General features: G+C 68.2%; 15 protein-coding genes. 11 read left to right on the top strand and 4 right to left on the bottom strand.

Annotated elements, in window-relative coordinates; genetic code table 11:
* The first annotated feature begins 79 nt into the window (after positions 1–79).
* Both OGH68_RS12640 and OGH68_RS12635 read left to right on the top strand, forming a co-directional pair.
* Positions 80–676: a TetR/AcrR family transcriptional regulator gene (locus OGH68_RS12640; RefSeq protein ID WP_264243524.1), complete on the top strand. Its 597-nt coding sequence runs from the start codon at positions 80–82 to the stop codon at positions 674–676.
* A gap of 221 nt (positions 677–897) precedes the next feature.
* Positions 898–1,683, top strand: coding sequence for a phosphatase (locus OGH68_RS12635; RefSeq protein WP_264243522.1), 786 nt, complete (start codon positions 898–900; stop codon positions 1,681–1,683).
* 171 nt (positions 1,684–1,854) lie between these two features.
* On the opposite strand, the gene OGH68_RS12630 is transcribed toward OGH68_RS12635, so the two are convergent.
* The gene (locus OGH68_RS12630) at positions 1,855–2,061 is read right to left on the bottom strand and encodes a hypothetical protein (protein ID WP_264243518.1); all 207 of its coding nucleotides are present in this window, start codon (positions 2,059–2,061) and stop codon (positions 1,855–1,857) included.
* A 159-nt stretch (positions 2,062–2,220) separates the two neighbouring features.
* On the opposite strand from OGH68_RS12630, the gene OGH68_RS12625 reads away from it, so the two are divergent.
* From OGH68_RS12625 to OGH68_RS12615, 3 genes are all read left to right on the top strand, one after another.
* Positions 2,221–2,898 (top strand): response regulator, encoded by a 678-nt coding sequence (locus tag OGH68_RS12625; protein WP_264243516.1) that lies wholly within the window; start codon positions 2,221–2,223, stop codon positions 2,896–2,898.
* Positions 2,895–3,959 carry a sensor histidine kinase gene (locus OGH68_RS12620; RefSeq protein WP_264243514.1) on the top strand — a complete coding sequence of 355 codons (1,065 nt, stop codon included), beginning with the start codon at positions 2,895–2,897 and terminating at the stop codon, positions 3,957–3,959. The genes OGH68_RS12625 and OGH68_RS12620 overlap by 4 nt, the downstream gene beginning before the upstream one ends.
* 353 nt (positions 3,960–4,312) lie before the next feature.
* Positions 4,313–4,654, top strand: a complete 342-nt coding sequence (locus OGH68_RS12615) for a helix-turn-helix domain-containing protein (protein ID WP_264243512.1) — start codon at positions 4,313–4,315, stop codon at positions 4,652–4,654.
* 42 nt (positions 4,655–4,696) lie between these two features.
* Here the strand turns inward: OGH68_RS12615 and tesB are convergent, their stop codons facing one another.
* The 3 genes from tesB to OGH68_RS12600 form a co-directional block, all read right to left on the bottom strand.
* On the bottom strand, positions 4,697–5,572 hold the full coding sequence (tesB, locus tag OGH68_RS12610) for an acyl-CoA thioesterase II (RefSeq protein ID WP_264243510.1): 876 nt from the start codon (positions 5,570–5,572) through the stop codon (positions 4,697–4,699).
* Positions 5,573–5,602: 30 nt separating this feature from the next.
* Positions 5,603–6,760, bottom strand: a complete 1,158-nt coding sequence (locus tag OGH68_RS12605; RefSeq protein ID WP_264243507.1) for an acyl-CoA dehydrogenase family protein — start codon at positions 6,758–6,760, stop codon at positions 5,603–5,605.
* A 218-nt stretch (positions 6,761–6,978) separates the two neighbouring features.
* Positions 6,979–7,455, bottom strand: a complete 477-nt coding sequence (locus OGH68_RS12600; RefSeq protein WP_264243505.1) for a hypothetical protein — start codon at positions 7,453–7,455, stop codon at positions 6,979–6,981.
* A gap of 158 nt (positions 7,456–7,613) precedes the next feature.
* Between OGH68_RS12600 and OGH68_RS12595 the strand changes: the two genes are divergently transcribed.
* The 6 genes from OGH68_RS12595 to OGH68_RS12570 all read left to right on the top strand — a co-directional run bounded on the left by OGH68_RS12595 (position 7,614) and on the right by OGH68_RS12570 (position 17,233).
* Positions 7,614–8,261, top strand: coding sequence for a hypothetical protein (locus OGH68_RS12595; protein ID WP_264243504.1), 648 nt, complete (start codon positions 7,614–7,616; stop codon positions 8,259–8,261).
* Positions 8,262–9,259: 998 nt separating this feature from the next.
* A complete protein-coding gene (locus OGH68_RS12590; protein ID WP_264243503.1) occupies positions 9,260–10,519 on the top strand; it encodes an AAA family ATPase in 1,260 nt (419 codons plus the stop codon).
* Entirely contained in the window at positions 10,519–11,178 is a 660-nt protein-coding gene (locus tag OGH68_RS12585) for an RloB family protein (protein WP_264243502.1), read from the top strand. The genes OGH68_RS12590 and OGH68_RS12585 overlap by 1 nt, the downstream gene beginning before the upstream one ends.
* A 93-nt stretch (positions 11,179–11,271) precedes the next feature.
* On the top strand, positions 11,272–13,875 hold the full coding sequence (locus OGH68_RS12580) for a type I restriction-modification system subunit M (RefSeq protein WP_264243501.1): 2,604 nt from the start codon (positions 11,272–11,274) through the stop codon (positions 13,873–13,875).
* Entirely contained in the window at positions 13,865–15,094 is a 1,230-nt protein-coding gene (locus OGH68_RS12575; RefSeq protein ID WP_264243497.1) for a restriction endonuclease subunit S, read from the top strand. Before OGH68_RS12580 ends, OGH68_RS12575 begins: the two co-directional genes overlap by 11 nt.
* A 27-nt stretch (positions 15,095–15,121) precedes the next feature.
* Positions 15,122–17,233, top strand: a complete 2,112-nt coding sequence (locus tag OGH68_RS12570; protein WP_264243494.1) for an AIPR family protein — start codon at positions 15,122–15,124, stop codon at positions 17,231–17,233.
* The last annotated feature ends 80 nt before the right edge of the window (positions 17,234–17,313 follow it).

Below are 17,313 nucleotides of genomic sequence, written 5' to 3'. Positions count from 1 at the left end.
TCCCTTGCTCGGTTAATGAGCGTTAACGTGTTGCGTCCAGGTTAACGACCGCTAACCGCCTTGTCTAGAATGAATGTTCATGAGCACCAGGACCGCGGCCCCGACCCGTCGCGAGCAGATCCTCAAGGAGGCCGCCCGCCTCTTCGCAGAGCGCGGCTTCCACGGCGTGGGGGTCGACGAGATAGGAGCCGCGGTCGGCATCAGCGGCCCTGGCCTGTACCGCCATTTCCCGGGCAAGGACGCGATGCTGGCGGAGCTGCTGGTCGGCATCAGTGAGCGCCTCCTCGACGGCGGGCGGCTGCGGGTCGAGGAGGCTGGAGCCGGGGCCGAGGCCCTGCTCTCGTCGCTCATCGACGGCCATATCGACTTCGCACTCGACGACCGCCCCCTGATCACCCTGCACGACCGTGAGCTGGACCGCCTCCGGGACAGCGACCGCAAGCGGGTGCGCCGGCTCCAGCGCCAGTACGTGGAGCTCTGGGTGACCGTGGTCAGGGAGCTGCACCCGGACGTCGCCGAGTCCGAGGCGCGGGCGGCCGTGCACGCGGTCTTCGGCCTGCTGAACTCGACCCCGCACCTCCAGGCCGACGGAGGCGGCCCCCTCGGCCGCGCCGCGACGGAGGCCCTGCTCAGGCGCCTGGCACACGGCGCGTTCGCTTCACTGACGACCCGGTAGGCACCGCGGTCGCGCCCGGCTCCCCGGCCCCTCCGGCCCGCCTGGCGGGCGGGGGACTGGGGAGTGCCGGCGGAGCGGTCGTCGAGGCCGCGCTCCGCCGGTCGGGAGGCAGGAAACGGGGCTGGGGCTTCCGTTCCGCTCCACCGCCGCGGCCGCGGCCCACGCGTCCCAGCGGGCAATACGGTCGACACCCTCCGCGCACCCCACGGCACAATGGGTCCATGCCGATACCCAGCCGTGCCGCTCTCGTCGACCACCTCGTCCGCTCACGTATCGCCGGAGACGTCGCCACACCACGCGACAACAACCTCTCCCACTACCGCAAGCTGGCCAACGGCGACCGGCACTACTGGCTCGGGCTGGAGCTCGGTGACCGCTGGAGCGACGAGCAGGACGTGCTCGCGGTCATGGCCGAGCGGTGCGGCGTGAGCGACGACCCGGGGCACCGGCAGGGGCAGGACACCATCGACCCCGAGCTCACCGTCGATGCGCTCGAGCGCATGGCCGCGCGGCTGCGCAAGGCGGCCGACGCCAAGGAGCGCGTGCTCTTCGCGACCGGGCACCCCGGCGGGCTGCTCGACGTGCACCGGCAGACCGCGGCGGCGCTGCGGGCGGCCGGATGCGAGATCGTACGGATCCCGGGCGGGCTGTTCGCCGACGAGGGCATGGTCTTCCAGTTCGCCGACGTCGCCATGCTGGAGCGCGGCGCGACCCTGTGGCACACCCACTCACCGGCGCCGATGGCCGCGATCCTCGACGGCCTCGCGCGGGAGAACAGGCCGCTTCCCGACCTGGTCGTCGCCGACCACGGCTGGGCCGGCTGCGCGGGCCAGCGCGGGCTGGACTCCATCGGATACGCGGACTGCAACGACCCGGCGCTGTTCATCGGCGAGGCCGAGGGCACGCTCCAGGTGACCGTCCCCCTGGACGACCACGTCACCGACCCGCGCTTCTACGACCCGATGACGGAGTACCTGCTGGACGCGGCGGGGCTCACGCCCGCGTAACGGCGAAGGGGTCCTGCGTCCGCGCAGGACCCCGTGGGCGGACCGCCCGGACTCAGTCGTCTCAGGGACAGGCCGCGGCCGGGCTCAGTCGCGCCAGCGGCCGCGTACCACGCAGTACGTGCCCGCCAGCAGCGTCAGGGAGAGCGTGCCGCGCAGGGCGAGACCGATCGCTTAGCGCGGGCCGGTGCCGAGCTCGATCACCCGCTCGTGCAGGGCGAAGAACGCCACCACCGCCACGACGATCAGCACGGCACCGCCTGTGGTCCACGCCGCCCGGGCGTGGGGGGACGCCTTCGCCCATCCGGCGGTCCCGGCCGCGTCGCGCGCCGGCTCAGCGGCGTGCGACGGTTCCTCCTCGGCCGGGGTGTCCGCACTCATCGGTTCCCTTCCGGGACGGGGCCCGGCGGCCCGGGCGGCGTGGCGGTCCCGGAGGGTGGTCCAGCCTCCGGGGATCCGGGCGGGCGCTTGTGGCGTCCTAGGATCTGCATCCAGGCTCGCAGCCGCAGGCGCCGCATCGCTCAGACCACAGGACGACCTTTGCTCTACGACTCGAGGCCGCCGGTGCGTGTGCTCCTCGTCGACGACGAGGAACTCGTACGCACCGCGCTGCACCGCATCCTCGACGCCGCCGGCGCCGTGACCGTCGTCGCCGCCTGCGACGGACCGGACGCCGTCGCGACCGCCCGGCGGCTCGCCCCCGACGTGGTGCTGCTCGACATCGACATGCCCGGGGCCGGCGGCCTCGATGTCCTGCGGGAGTTGCGTGCGCTGCCCGATCCGCCCGTGGTGGCGATGCTCACCGCCCTGGACCGGGCCGATCACGTGGAGCGGGCGCTGCGCGACGGGGCCGCCGGCTTCCTGCTCAAGACCACGGATCCGCGCCTGTTCGTCGATGCCGTGCGGCTGCTCGCCGCCGGCGGAGTGATCTGCACGCCGCCCGGCAGCGCCGCGGTCCTCGGCCGCTGGGCGCGCTCCGGCCCGGCAGCCGCTCCCGCCGGGCCGGACGACCTCAGCGGCCTCACGGACCGGGAGCGCGACGTCCTCGCCCTGATCGCCGCCGGGCTCGCCAACGCCGACATCGCCACGCACCTCGGCATGGGCGTGACCACGGTCAAGACGCACATCGGCGCGCTGAAACGGAAGCTGGCCGTCACCAGCCGGGTGGGCCTGGCGGCGGTCGTCCACCGGACCACGGGCGGACGGGACCAGGGATGACCCGCCGAACCTGGGCGGTCGAAGCGCTCGTCGTCGCCCTCGCCGTCGCCGAGGTCCTGGCCACCCGCGCCTGGCTGAAGCCCTGGATGACCGCGGGCGCGCTCGCCGTCGCCGGTGCCCTCGTCCTGCGCAAGCGCTTCCCCCGCACGGTGCTCGCCCTCGCGCTGCCCACCCTCGCGACGGGCGTGCTGTGGCTGCCGTCGCTGTGCGCCCTGCACGCGCTCGCCGCGTCCGAGCGCCGTCGCGGCGAAGTGGTCGCCGGATCCGCGGCCGTCGCGGTCGTGGCGTTCGTACCGTGGCGGGACCTCGGCGGATACGTCTGGTCGCTGCCGGACACGGTCCTCGGCATCATGCTGGCCGGGCTGCTGGCCGTCGCCCCGGCCGCCCTCGGTCTGCTCGGCCGTGCCCGCGCCGAACTCGCCGCCCGCCTCGCCGAGCTGGCCCTTTCCCGGGAGCGGGAGCGCCGTTACGCCGCCGAACAGGCCGCACTGCGGGAACGGGAACGGCTCGCCCGCGACGTGCACGACACGGCCGCCCACCATCTGAGCCTGATCAGCCTGCGCTGCGGCGCGCTCGCCGCGACGGCCGAGTCCGCCCCGTACCGGGAGGAGGCCGCGGCCTTGGGCGAACTGGGCCGCCGGGCCGCGGCCGACCTGCGCCGGGCCATCCGCCACGACGGCCCGGGCCTGGACCGGCTGCCGGAACTCCTCGACGCGGCGGGCGACATCGTGGACGCGGCCCACCTCGATGCGGGCGACTGCCCACCGGCCGTCCAGCACACCGCGTACCGCATCGTCCAGGAGGCGCTGACGAACATCCGCCGCCACGCCCCGGGCGCGTCGGCGGACGTCTCGGTCCGCCGCACCGGCGGCCTTCTGCGCATCACGGTCCGCAACACCCCGCCGCCGGCCCCCTGCCCGCCCCCGGACGAGGGCGGCCACGGCATCCCCGGCCTCCGCACCCGCGCGGCAGCCCTCGGCGGCACCCTGATCGCGGCCCCGACGGCGGACGGAGGCTTCACGGTGGACGCGGCCCTGCCGGTGCCGACGGCAACCGGCTGAGCAGCGGCCCGTCAACCCGGCAAGGTCGTGTGCACGAAGGGAGTATGTACCCGCTCAACGCCCCTGTATATATTCGACGGTATATACATTCGCGCATATGGTTGATCTGTTGGTCATCGAGATCGAGCCGGAGGTCCGGCTGTGGCTGACGAACCTGTCCGGCGCCGACTTCGAGCGGGTCGAGCACGCGGCGGAGCGCCCGTCGGCGGACGCCGCGACCCTCGGAGAGCCGCACTCGCGTCATCTGGGTGACGGCGTCCGGGAATTGCGCTCCAGGACGTGCCGCCGCGGGTGGGCCGAGCACGGTCCCGCACGTGAGGAGTACACCCGCGTCATTGAGGAAAGGGAGACCCATGACCAGCCATGCACGGTGGAAGCTTGCGCGGGAGAGGGAAATCGCCGAGGGGAGCGCCGAGAGTCCCGAGACCGCTCGGAGGCGCGAAGAGATCAGGCTGGCCTTCGATCTCGGCCAGGCCGTGTACGACAGGCGTACCGAGCTCGGGATCTCGCAGACCGAGCTGGCCAAACGCGCCGAGATGACCCAGCCGCAGATCTCCAAGCTGGAGCTTGGCGGCACCATGCCGACGCTGCCCCTGCTGGCCCGGCTGGCGCGGGCGCTCGACGCCGCGCTCAGCCTGGAACTGGACGGCGACACCTCGCGCGTGGCGTTCAACGCCCACACGCCCGCTGCCTGAGCAGCGGGCGTGTGGCGGGGGCGTGCGCGGGCGTACGGTCGTTCAGTCGCGCGGTACCCGGACCACGCCCTCCTGGATGACCGTGATCGCCAGTTGCCCGTCCTGGGTCCAGATGCGGGCCTGACCCAGACCGCGTCCGCCGGACGCGGACGGCGACTCCTGGTCGTACAGCAGCCATTCGTCCGCGCGGAACGGCCGGTGGAACCACATCGCGTGGTCCAGCGACGCGCCGACCACGTCCCCGACCGCCCAGCCGCCGCGCCCGTGGGCGAGGAGCACCGAGTCGAGCAGCGTCATGTCGGAGACGTACGTCGCCAGGCAGACGTGCAGCAGGGAGTCGTCGGCGAGCTTCCCGTTCGCACGGAACCACACCTGGGAGCGCGGCTCGCGCGGCCGGCCCGCCGTGGCGTACGGCGGCTCGTCCACGTACCGCAGGTCGACCGCCGCCCGCGCCTCGAGCAGCCGGTCCACCACACGGGGGTCGATGAACCGGTCCGCGTGGCGCGGCAGCATCTCGGCCGCCGTGGGCAGCGTCTCCGGGCCCGGCGCGGCCGGCATCTCCGCCTGGTGCTCCAGCCCTTCCTCGTACGTCTGGAACGACGCGGAGAGGTGGAAGATCGGCTGCCCGTGCTGGACCGCGACCACGCGGCGGGTCGTGAACGACCGGCCGTCGCGGATGCGGTCGACCGTGTAGACGATCGGCGCTCCCGGGTCACCCATGCGCAGGAAGTACGAGTGCAGGGAGTGGGCCGTGCGGTCCGCCGGGACCGTACGGCCCGCGGCGACCAGCGCCTGGGCCGCGACCTGCCCGCCGAAGACCCGGGGGACGACGGCGGACCGGGAGCTGCCGCGGAAGATGTTCTGCTCGATCTGCTCCAGGTCGAGCAGATCGAGCAGCTCGTCGAGTGCTGAACTCATGGGAGGAACGTACTGGTGGGCGTGGTGTGCCTACAGGCCCATGTCCTTGGCGATGATCATCTTCATGACCTCGCTCGTGCCGCCGTAGATGCGGTTGACGCGGTTGTCGGCGTACAGCCGGGCGATCGGGTACTCGTTCATGAACCCGTAGCCGCCGTGCAGCTGGAGGCAGCGGTCGATGACGCGGTGCGCGACCTCCGTGCAGAACAGCTTCGCGGACGCGGCCTCGGCAGCGCTGAGCTCCCCGGCGTCGAGGGCCTCCGTGGCGCGGTCGACGACGGCCTCCGCGGCGTCCACCTCGGCCTTGCAGGCAGCGAGCTCGAACTTGGTGTTCTGGAAGGAGGCGACGGTCTTGCCGAAGACCGTGCGGTCCTGCACGTACTCCTGGGCGAACCGGACGGCGGCCTTGGCCTGGGCGTACGCGCCGAACGCGATGCCCCAGCGCTCGGACGGCAGATTCTGGCCGAGGTAGTAGAAGCCCTTGTTCTCCTCGCCCATCAGGTCCTCCACCGGGACCTTGACGTCGACGAAGGCCAGCTCGGCGGTGTCGGAGGTCTTGAGGCCGAGCTTGTCCAGCTTGCGGCCGACCGAGTAGCCCTCGGACTTGGTGTCCACGGCGAAGAGCGAGATGCCGTGGCGGCGGTCCTCGGCGGTCGGCGCGGCCGTGCGGGCGCACACGATCACACGGTCGGCGTGCACACCGCCGGTGATGAAGGTCTTGGCGCCGTTGAGGACGTAGTGCGTGCCGTCCTCGGAGAGCTTGGCGGTGCTCTTCATGCCCGCGAGGTCGGAGCCGGTGCCGGGCTCGGTCATCGCCAGCGCCCACATCTCCTCGCCGGAGACGAACTTCGGCAGGTAGCGCTTCTTCTGCTCGTCGGTGGCGAGCGCCTTGATGTAGGGCAGGGCGAGCAGCACGTGCACACCGGAGCCGCCGAAGTTCACGCCCGCGCGTGCGGTCTCCTCGTAGAGCACGGCCTCGAACTTGTGCGTGTCCAGGCCCGCGCCGCCGAACTCCTCGGGGACGTTGATGCCGAAGACGCCCAGCTCGCCGAGCTTGTAGTAGAAGTCGCGCGGCGCCTGGCCCGCAGCGAACCACTCGTCGTAGACCGGAACGACCTCGGCCTCGATGAAGGCGCGGATGGTGTCCCGGAACGCCTCGTGGTCCTCGTTGAAAACGGTACGGCGCACGGACGCCTCCTCGTGACTGGGTCATGACTGGGTGGATACGCTGCGATGTCTAAGCGCTTGCTCAGTCCAAGTTACCCGGCGGTTGTTGAAAGTGTCCATAGTGATGCTGCGCACGCCCGGGCGTGAACGAGGGCCCCGTCACATGACGGGGCCCCCGTTCATCCAGGTGGGCGGCGCTGCGGGCGCCCTCGGCAGGCGTCCCCTGAGTGGGTGATCCCTCAGCAGGCGATTCCCTGAGAGCGCAGCCACTCGCACTGCGTCTCACCTGACGTCCTGCCGCCGTCGTAGGCGCGGGGGTCCTTGTATCCGGGGCCCACCGGCTCGTTCTGCTCGAAGACGCCGTCGCCGTCCAGATCCCCGCCGTTGGGGTCGATCGTTCCCCCGGGGTTGCGGCAGTTCTGGCGGTCGGCGGGATCTGTAGTGCACAGGCCCCCGTTGCCGGCAAAGAGGGCGGCGGTCCGGAGGGCGCCGCTCTCCGCGGCGGAATCCTCGGCCGCCGTGTTCTGGGCCGCGGCCTGGACCGTGAGGGCCTTTTCGAGTGAGGCGGCCCCGGCCTGCGAGGAGATCCGCGGAGGGTGGTCGCCCGCGGGCTCGGACGCGGAACTCTGCGCCCCGCATGCGGTGAGTGTCGAGAGCAGGAATGCCGCCAGTACGACGGTGCCGGCGAATATGCCGCTGCGGTGATCTGCGCGCAAAGTACCCATAGTCCGACCAATGCAGGATTGTCCGTTGGTGTGACGCACGTTACGGCGGCTCTGCCCGGCCGGTCAACGTTTCCCGGAAGGTCGCGGCACGGCAACGAACGCGACAATGCGCACCGGGGCGCGGAACGCCGTGCGCCACCATGGCCTGCATGAAGCCTGCCGCGCGGTCGCCGCGCACCCTGATGCCCCTGACCGCCGTGCTGTCCGTCGCCCTCGTCGGCTGCGGCACGGAGACGGCAACCGGCGGTGGCGGAGCCGACCGGTCGGAACTCGAGGCACGCGCGCGTGCGGCCCAGGTGGCGATCGAGAACGTCTACGTCACCGAGGTGCCGGGATACGAGATCGCCGAGCAGTCCGTGGGCGTCCTCGGCGCCGACGGGTTCTCGGCGACGTACGTGGAGCAGGGCGGCGGCGCGCAGATACGCGTCGGTGTCGACCGGGGCACCATGGACGCGGCGAGCTGCCCGAAGATCCCGGTCGGGGTCGGCACCGGCGGCACGGGTGGCGACGCGGTCGAGTGCGTGAAGGACGGCAGGAGCTGGTACCGCACCAGCGGCGCGCAGCACGAGTACGCGACCGAGGTGGACGGGCGTCTGGTACGGGTCGAGGCCGACACCGCGACCGTCGGACGTGACACCCTGCGCGAGGCGGCCGAGGCCGCGCACGCCGCGAGCGACGCGGAACTCGACGACGTACTGCCTCCCGCGCGGGAGGACGCCGGGCAACCGGTCGAGCGCGGCGATCTGCCTCCGGCCGGCGACGGGGCGCCGAACAACGACGTGGGCGTGGGTGGTTGAGCGGCGGCGCTACCGCTCGTGGTGCGGCAGGTCCGTGACGCACGCGGACCACGCGAACTGCGTTGCACCGCGGCACGTTTGGCGGAGGCTCTGCGCGATGTGCACGGCATCGCTCGCAGCCGGGGGTGGCGGGCTGCCCGTCGCTCAGCCCGACAGGGCGGGCGGCGGGGCCGGTCGGGTGTCTTCGCCGTCGTAGGCGGAGAGGGCGGTCTGGCGGTGGTCGAGGAGTTCGGCGAGGTCCTCGGGGGTCCAGGCGGTCGCCCGCCAGTTTCACCGTGGCGCGGCCCTCCACGGCCGCCCATGCCTGGCGGGCGCGCTTGTTGGCGCGGCAGCGGGTGTCCCCGCGGAGGAAGCCCGCGCCGGCCGCGAAACCGGCCGAGGCCAGGGCGATCAGCGCGGCCGGGATGCGGGCGTCGGCCGATGCCAGGCCCGCCGCACCGGCCGTGCCGGCGAGCAGCGCGGCGGGGAAGCCGAGGAGGATGTTCGCCTTGTTCCAGCGTTCGGCCCGGCGGTCGGCGAGCCTCTTCTGATGTGTTGCCTCGTCCCGTAAGCGCTCGATCTCCGCGCGCAGGCGGCGCGCGGGCCCGTCCGGGTCCGCAAGCATGATTCCGTCGGCGGGAGTCACCATGACGGAATTTCAACACAGCTGAGCGAAAAAGGAAGTTGGTGTGTGGTGACAGCCTTCGGGCGCGGCAGTCGTGGGTTTGCCACGGAACCGTGGACGTCCCACGAACCTCATCCGTGCCGCAGCGCGAACCACAGCTCCATCCGGACGCTCCCTGGAGGGCACCTTCCTCGGCGGCTGCCTCTTCTCGGGCCGCGTTGAGGGGAGGGCGGCGGCGAGCGCGACGGGGTGACGCGGACCGGTCCGCGCCCGGGCGCAGCCGATGTGACAGCGGACCCGTCACACCGGACAGGGCCACGGCACCACCTGTTCGGGCCCGTGACGAGGCGCTGTCCCCGGTGACGACTAGGCTGGCCGCCGGAGAGGGGCCGGCATGCTGCTGAGATTCCGCACGGCCAACGTGCGGTCACTGCGCGACGAGCAGGAGCTGACGTTCGTCGTACCCGGGGACGAGCCGAGCACCGCCGCGCGGCGCGTCGAGCTGGCCGGGGGAGCGGTCGGCGTCCTCCCCTTGGCGGGCATCTTCGGCGCGAACGCCTCGGGCAAGTCCAACGTCCTCGCCGCGATGACCGACATGAGCCGTGCGGTGCAGGACTCCTACGCACGCTGGGCCTCGTACGACGGCACCGACCGCATCCCTTTCGCACTGGACGGCAAGGGCGGTGAGGAGCCGAGTTTCTACGAGGTGGACCTGGTCCTCGACGGCGTGCGCTGGACCTACGGCTTCGAGCTCGGCCCCGAGCGGGTCGAGGCCGAGTGGCTGCACAGCTATCCGCGCGGCCACCGCCAGGTGTGGCTCGACCGGGACGCCTCGCGCGCCAAGGTCTACGACTGGCCGGGCGCCCGGGTCAAGGACCGCTCAGGTCTGGAACGGCGCACCCGGCCGAACGCCCTGGTCCTCTCCACGGCGGGCACCGACAACCACCCCCAGCTCACCCCTCTCTTCCACTGGTTCCGCCGCAACCTCTGGCTGATCAACCCCGAGGAGGAGCGGCCGGAGCGGGAGGCGTTCACCACCCGCGAGCTGGCGGGCAGGCGCGCCCGGCGCATCAACGAGCTGCTGCGCGTCGCGGACCTCGGCATCACCGGCGCGGAAACCGTCAAGGGGGCACACGGCAGACCGGAGGTCCGGCTCACCCACCGGTCCGGCACGGGCGACACGCCGCTCGAATGGCGGTACGAGTCCTACGGCACCCGCTCCTGGTTCGCCCTGCTCGGCCCCCTGCTCCTGGCACTGGACGAGGGCGCGGTCCTACTCGTCGACGAGCTGGACGCCAGCCTCCACCCGCGCTTCGCGGCCGAGGTCATCCGGCTCTTCCACGACCCCGAGGCCAACGCCAGGGGGGCACAGCTCGTCTTCACCTCGCACGACCCCTCCGTCCTCACCACACCGAGCGGCGGCCGTCTGCTGGAGCCGGCCCAGGTGTGGCTCACCGAGAAGGACGAGGCCGGGGCCACCGAGCTCTTTCCGCTGACCGCCGCCTCCCCGGGGGAGGACGAGGACCTGATGAAGGCCTACCTGGCCGGCGCCTTCGGCGCCGTCCCCGCACTGCTGGAGGGCCAGATCGCCCGGCGGCTGCTGGCGGCGACCGAGGGGGAGCGGGAGCACGAGGCGGAGCGGAGCGGGAGCTGATGGGGCGCACGAGGGGGAAGGACGCGCTGGGGCCCGCGAAGAAGGGGCAGCGGCGTTACAAGGTCGTCCACGTCTTCACCGAGGGCCGGGTGACCGAGCCGCAGTACATCGAGATCGTGCGCGGCAAGCCCGCGGAGACCGGTGTCGAGGTCCGCATCGCGAACGCGTCCGCGCCAGGATCGCAGCGCAAGCCGATCACGCTGGTCGAGGCCGCGGCGCGGCTGATGCGCGAGGAGACGCGGGCGGCGAAGAAGGCAAAGCTGGACGAGAAGCTGTGGCCCGAGGTGTGGTGCCTCTTCGACCGGGACCAGCACCTGCAGATTCCGGACGCCCTGAAGCGGGCGAAGGAGGCGGGGGTGGAGGTCGCCTTCTCGCACCCGTGTTTCGAGCTCTGGCGGCTGCTCCACCACAAGCCGGTCAACGGCCAGTTCGGCGGCGTCTGCGGTGAGGCGGTGCGGCAGCTTCCCTTCACCGGCAGCCCTGAGCAGCTCAAGCACATGCGGCCGGACGAACTCCCCGAGGGCAGTTTCGCCCAGGCGAAGAAGTGGGCGCAGAAGATCAACGCCCAGCATCCCGCCCATGTGGCGAAGGACCAGCGCGACCCGTACACGGACGTCTTCGAATTCGTCGAGAAGGGCCTCAGGATCACCGGGTACTGACGCGAAGTGGCCATTCACGCTCGCGGTTAGGACCTGTGCCCCGTCTCGCCGTAGGGTTCCCTGGTCGTATCGGGTCGTAGGGAAGACGGTGACGTGGCCAAGCTCACGCTCGCGCAGCTGGAACGGCATCTGTTCGCTGCCGCGGACATCCTCCGGGGCACGATGGACGCCTCCGAGTACAAGGACTACATCTTCGGCCTGCTGTTCCTGAAGCGCGCCAACGACGAGTTCGAGGCGGCGCGGGAGCGGATCAGGGAGCACGCCGAGAAGGCCCTCGGCCTGACCGGTGAGCAGTTGGAAGGGTGGCTGGAGAGCCCGACCCCCTACAGCGACAAGGGAGTCCTCTTCGTCCCGGAGGAAGCGCGCTGGGCGCGGATCTCCTCCGCCACCCAGAACGTCAACGAGGAGCGCTTGCGCCCCGCGCTCCAGGCCCTCGAAGGACAGAACGCCAAGCTGCAAGGCCTCTTCGACCAGCTCGACTTCAACCGGATCGGCGGCTCGGGCGCCACGGCCGGTGCGGCGAAGCTCGCCGACCAGCGGCTGAAGCTGCTGATTGCCCACTTCGGGCGGGTGCGGCTGCGGACGGCCGACTTCGAGTTCCCGGACCTGATCGGCGCCGCGTACGAGTATCTGATCAAGGAGTTCGCCGACAGCGCCGGCCGCAAGGGCGGTGAGTTCTACACCCCGCGTGCAGTGGTCCGCATGATGGTCGAGCTGCTCGACCCCAAGGACGGCACCCGCATCTACGACCCCTGCGTCGGCTCGGGCGGCATGCTCATCCACGCCAAGGAGTACGTGGAGGAGCACGGCGGGGACACCGAGAACATGTTCTTCGCGGGCCAGGACGCCAACAGCGGCTCCTGGATCATGTCCACGATGAACATGGTGCTCCACGGTGTCAGCACCCGCTTCGACCTGCGCACCGGCGATACCCTGTCGGAACCGGCGCACGTCCCGAGGTCCGACGCGGACCGGTTCGACGGGGTACTGAGCAACCCGCCGTTCTCCATGGACTACGCGTACGAGAACTACCCGCACAAGGCGGACCGGGCGAAGTACGGCGCGACGAGCGAGCGCGGCAAGGCCGACCTGATGTTCCTCCAGCACATGCTCTGGATGACCAAGCAGGAGGGGCACGGCGGCATGGTCATCACGGTCATGCCGCACGGCGTGCTCTTCCGGGGCGGCGGCGAGCGTGACATCCGCGCCGAGCTCATCGAGAAGGACGCGATCGAGGCCGTCATCGGTCTCGCCCCGAACCTCTTCTACGGCACGGGCATCCCCGCGTGCATCCTGGTGCTCCGCCCGCCCGGCAAGAAGCACCGTGACCGGGAGGGCAAGGTCCTCTTCGTCAACGCCGACCGCGAGTACCACGCGGAGCGAGCGCAGAACGTGCTGCTTCCCGAACACGCGGAGAAGATCGTCACCACCTTCCGCGCGCAGGACGACGTGCCCGGCTTCGCCCGGTGGGTCGACCGCGAGGAGCTGCGGGAGAACGACTACAACCTCAACATCCGCCGCTACGTGGACAACACGCCTCCACCGGAGCCGCAGGACGTGCGGGCGCATCTGACGGGCGGGATGCCGCGCGCGGAGATCCAGGCGAAGCAGGAGCTGCTCGACGCGTACGGGGTGCGCCTGGAGGACCTGTTCGTCGAGCGGGACCCGGTGGACCCGGCGTATGTGGACTTCCTCCCGGAGGGCGAGCGCCCGGACGCGGCACGGCTGGCGGAACTTGCGCGGCCCCGTGAGGAGGAGCTACGGAGGGTCTTCGCCAAGTGGTGGGAGGAGGAGACCCGTCACTTGGAGGCGGTGGCCGCCACGGACGAGCGCCTGGCGGACCTGACGGCCTCGGAGCGCAAGGCGGCGCTGATGGCGGTGCGGGGTTCGCTGATCGAGTCGTTCGTGAAGCGGCTCGGTGGGATCGGGCTCCTCGACCGGTACGCGCTCGCGGGCGCGGTGGCCGGCTGGTGGTACGAGGCCAAGTACGACCTGCTGGCCCTGTCCGAGAACGGCTTCGCCGGGGTGCTGGACGGCTGGGTCGAGAACGTCGAGACGCTGCTCGCGCCGGAACAGGACCCGAAGACGCGGAAGGTGCGTAAGCGCACGGCGGCGGAACGCCGTCAGGCGTACGACCACAAGGTGGTCGCGGCGATCGTTCCCGAGTTCCTGACGGAGTTGGCGGAGGCGGACGCACGTAAGACGGAGCTGGACACGCGCTGGAAGGAGCTCAACGCGGAGCCCTCTGAGCCGGGGGAGGACGGCGAGACCGAGGGTGACGAAGACGCTGTCACACGGGAACAGGTCGAACTGAGCGTGGAGCAGCTGGCGGAGTTGGCGAGTGTGAAGCGGGAGCGCACGAAGGCGGCGGCGCGGATCAAGAAGCTGGAGGCGGAGTTCTGGTTCCCCTGGCCGGACCCAGCGAAGCTGGCGGAGGACCCGCCGAGGCTGAAGGCGGCGCAGAAGCGGTATGCGAAGGACCCGGAGGGAGAGCGCCGGGTGGTGCTCGATCTGCTGCGGGACGACCTGGCGGGGAAACTGGAGGGCCATGTGGTGCGGCGTCGGCGGGAGTTGGTCGACGCGTACGGGGTGTGGACGGAGAAGTACGCGGTCTCGCTGGCGGAGATCCGCGCGGAGCGGGAGCGAGCGGCGGCGACGCTGGACGGGTTTCTGAAGGAGCTGGGCTATGTCGACTGACGCCGAGATCCGGTGGGTTCCCGTACGGGAGGTCGGCGAGGTCCGCATGGGCAAGCAGCTCTCGCCGAGCAGCCGAGAGGCGGCGGGGCAACACCCTTATCTGAGAGTCGCGAACGTCTACGAGGGACGGATCGACCTGTCCGACGTCAAGACGATGGGCTTTTCATCGGGGGAGCGCGAGGTATACGGGCTACGTTCGGGGGACATTCTTCTCAACGAAGGCCAAGAGAACCTTCGGATGGTGGGAAGGAGCGCCATCTATACGGGCGAGCCGGGGGCGTTCTGTTTTCAGAACACGCTCATCAGGTTCCGCCCGGGGAGTGAGGTTCTTCCGAAGTATGCGCAAGCAGTGTTCGTGCGATGGCGGGCGCAAGGGGTTTTCGCCAGCATCGCGGAAAAGACGAGCATCTCGCACCTCGGTGGAAACCGGTTCGGGTCCCTGCTTTTTCCTCTGATTCCTTTGTCTGAGCAGCGGCGGATCATCGAGGTGATCGACGCGGTGGCGGCGCAGGAGCGTGCCCTTCAAGCTACGGTCGCGAAGCTTCGTGGTGTGCGTCAGGGGGCGCTGCTGTCAGCCATGTTCCCTTTGCAGCGAGGAGAACGCACGAAAGGGTGGGTTCGGGTGCCACTCAAAGAAGTGGTTCCTTTGGCAGAGTACGGCGTTTCCGAGGCTCTGGATGGTGATGTGCGAGGGATTCCCGTTCTTCGGATGAACAATCTCGAAGGTGGGCGGCTTGAGTTGTCAGACCTGAGGTACAGCCCCATACCTGTGCCTACCAAACTTGAACTTAAGTTCGGCGACGTGTTGTTCAACCGGACCAACAGTATTGACCACATTGGAAAGTCGGCAATGTGGCAAGAGGAGCTGCCAAGAGCTTCCTTCGCGTCCTATCTTGTAAGAATTAACCCAGATGCATCGCAACTTTCTGCGGAGTATCTTGTCGAGTGGCTCATGCATCCCGTGATCCGTCAAAGAGTCAGGGCCATTTCGACTGTCGCCGTCCAGCAGGTCAACGTCAACCCCTCGAAGCTTCGAGAGTTGGAGATCGATTTCCCGTCCAACCTTAGCGAACAGAAGCAGTTGATCGATTTGCTGCACTCGTGTGATCGGCTGATTGATGTCGAAGTGTCAGAGCTGAGTAAGCTTAGAGGGCTTACTATCGGTGCGATCGGCAATCTTCTATCTGGAGCCGTGTGCGGCACTCCAGCGATGCCGTGATTTCTAGAAAATCAGGAGGGTAAGTGCATGAAAGACCTTCACGTCCGACAGCTTGAATCGGAACTTGACGCCCAGTTCCCGCCCTTCATCGATTTGACTGACCTCGCCGATCGACCGAAGCATATTCAGCGCTCCTCATTCCTCAGCCGCGCATTGGCGGCTCTTTCTGTGCATGTTCTTACAGGAATGAGTCCAGAGCAAAGTGCGAAGTGTGTAATTGACAGTTTTGACGATTGGGGTATTGATGCGATTGCCGTCGATGCCGATAGTGAAGTTCCTCAAGTTTGGATCGTTCAAGCAAAGTGGAGCAAGGAGGGAAATGCAACCTTTGACGGGAATGCCCTAAGGGCGCTAGAAGACGGGCTGCGAAAGCTCGTCAGGGGAGAGTACAATCGCTTTAATCAAAGAATTGACCCACTCGTTCCGGATCTTGATTCTGCGCTGAACAATCCACGGGTCAAGATTGTCTTGGTTCCCGCGCTTGCAGGCGACCAACCCATTTCCCCAAACGTGCAAATCGGCTTGACGGAGCTGCGCGATGAATTTGATCCAGAAGTGATGCGGGTCGAGCCGCTCCTGCTTTCGGATTTCATTTCTGCGATCCGTGCAGGTATTCATGATCCAAGGGTTAACCTCAGGGCTAAAATGACGGACCTGAGATTCCTTGAGGAGCCCTACCTTGCTTACTTCGGAAATATCTCTGCCGATCAAATTGCGGATTGGTATTCTGGGGAGAGGCATCGTCTCTTTGGGAGAAATATTCGCCACCCTCTTGGTCTAACCAAGGTGAACTCTGGGATTGTGGACACCTTGCTTTCTGAGCCGGAAAAATTCTGGTATTTCCATAACGGGATTACGATCCTTTGTGATCGGATGGAAGCCGGCCTCCGGGGCGACTTGGAGCTTCTTGGTGCGAGTGTTGTAAACGGCGCTCAGACTGTTGCATCAATCCATGAGGCGTATGAACGTAACCCCACCTCCGTGGCTAAGGCTCGCATTTCAGTGAGGGTTATTCCGCTTCAGGGGACACCGCAAAACTTTGATCGCAGAGTGACAGTTGCTACGAACACTCAGAATGGTGTAGCTCAACAGGACTTCCGAGCCCTTGACAAGATTCAGGCTAGGTTGCGCTACGAATTCGACGTGGTGCTGGATCTGAAGTATGCGAACAAGCGTGGCGAGTCAGTTCCGGATGCGTCGCAGGGGTGCGGGATCCTTGAGGCAGCGGTTGCACTGGCGTGCTCCCACTCGAACTCTGAGATGTCGTTTCGCTCTAACTCAGAGGAGCGGCGCATTTGGAGTGACGATACTTACTTTGAGATTTTTCGCCACCCGGACGCCCGTAAGACTTGGCGTGCGGTTCAAGTAGTTCGAGAAGTGGGAACATTTCTTCAGGATACTCAATCCGACAGGGAAGGGAAAGCGGCATCTCTGGCCGATCAAGGTCGGAACATTATTTCGCATCTCTTTTTCCAGAAGAACCCTGAATGGGCTAGCGTTCCAGATGGTGAATGGGGAGTTCTTCTTGGTAGTGTTTCTGCACAGGTGGACGAGATCCTTCGCTGGGTGATGGAGGCTATTGATTCCGGTGCAGCTGAGACTTTGCAGGTATGGAGTATTTTCCGGACCGCGCGCAGATATGTGGCAATTGTTGAATCTGTCAAGCAAGGTTGGATCTCCGGACGGCCGACACCCGAGCTCGCTCCTGACTATAAGGCGGAGGAGCGAGAACGCCGAGCCCGGCAAGCGAACGCAGTCACCGTGATCGTTGATGCTGGTGCGATTGAGGAAGGGGTGCATCTTGAATTCCGGCCTAATACTAAGCCGGAAAGGAGGGCTCTATCTGCTTGGGTGTCCGAAGATCCCCGTAGATCGCGGGCGACCTGGGTGGATGATAAAGCAAATCCACTGCTCTGGGAGTGGGATGGCGGCAGATATTCGCCAAGTCGCCTTGTGCAGGTCATGTTTGAACTAGCAGGTAAGAACGTTCCTAAGGCGGTCCAAGGAACGCGCAGATGGTTTGTTCCGGATCGGGGATCTCTGGTTGATATTGCCGACTCAATTAGGAACGAACCAGAGAGTGAACGCTTCTCATCCTGTGGTTCGCGGGTGATGACGGCTGGCGGTCGGGGGCCGTAACGCGGCAGGGCTCCTGGTCGTTTCGGCTGGTGATCTCACTCGCCAACGTCTCGACACAGGAGCCCTGTTGGTCCCGCATC

The sequence above is a fragment of the Streptomyces peucetius genome (assembly GCF_025854275.1).
In the GTDB taxonomy this organism is placed as follows: Bacteria; Actinomycetota; Actinomycetes; order Streptomycetales; family Streptomycetaceae; genus Streptomyces; species Streptomyces peucetius_A.
Note: the sequence above shows the minus strand (reverse complement) of the source record. Positions and strands in the feature narration are given on the sequence as shown.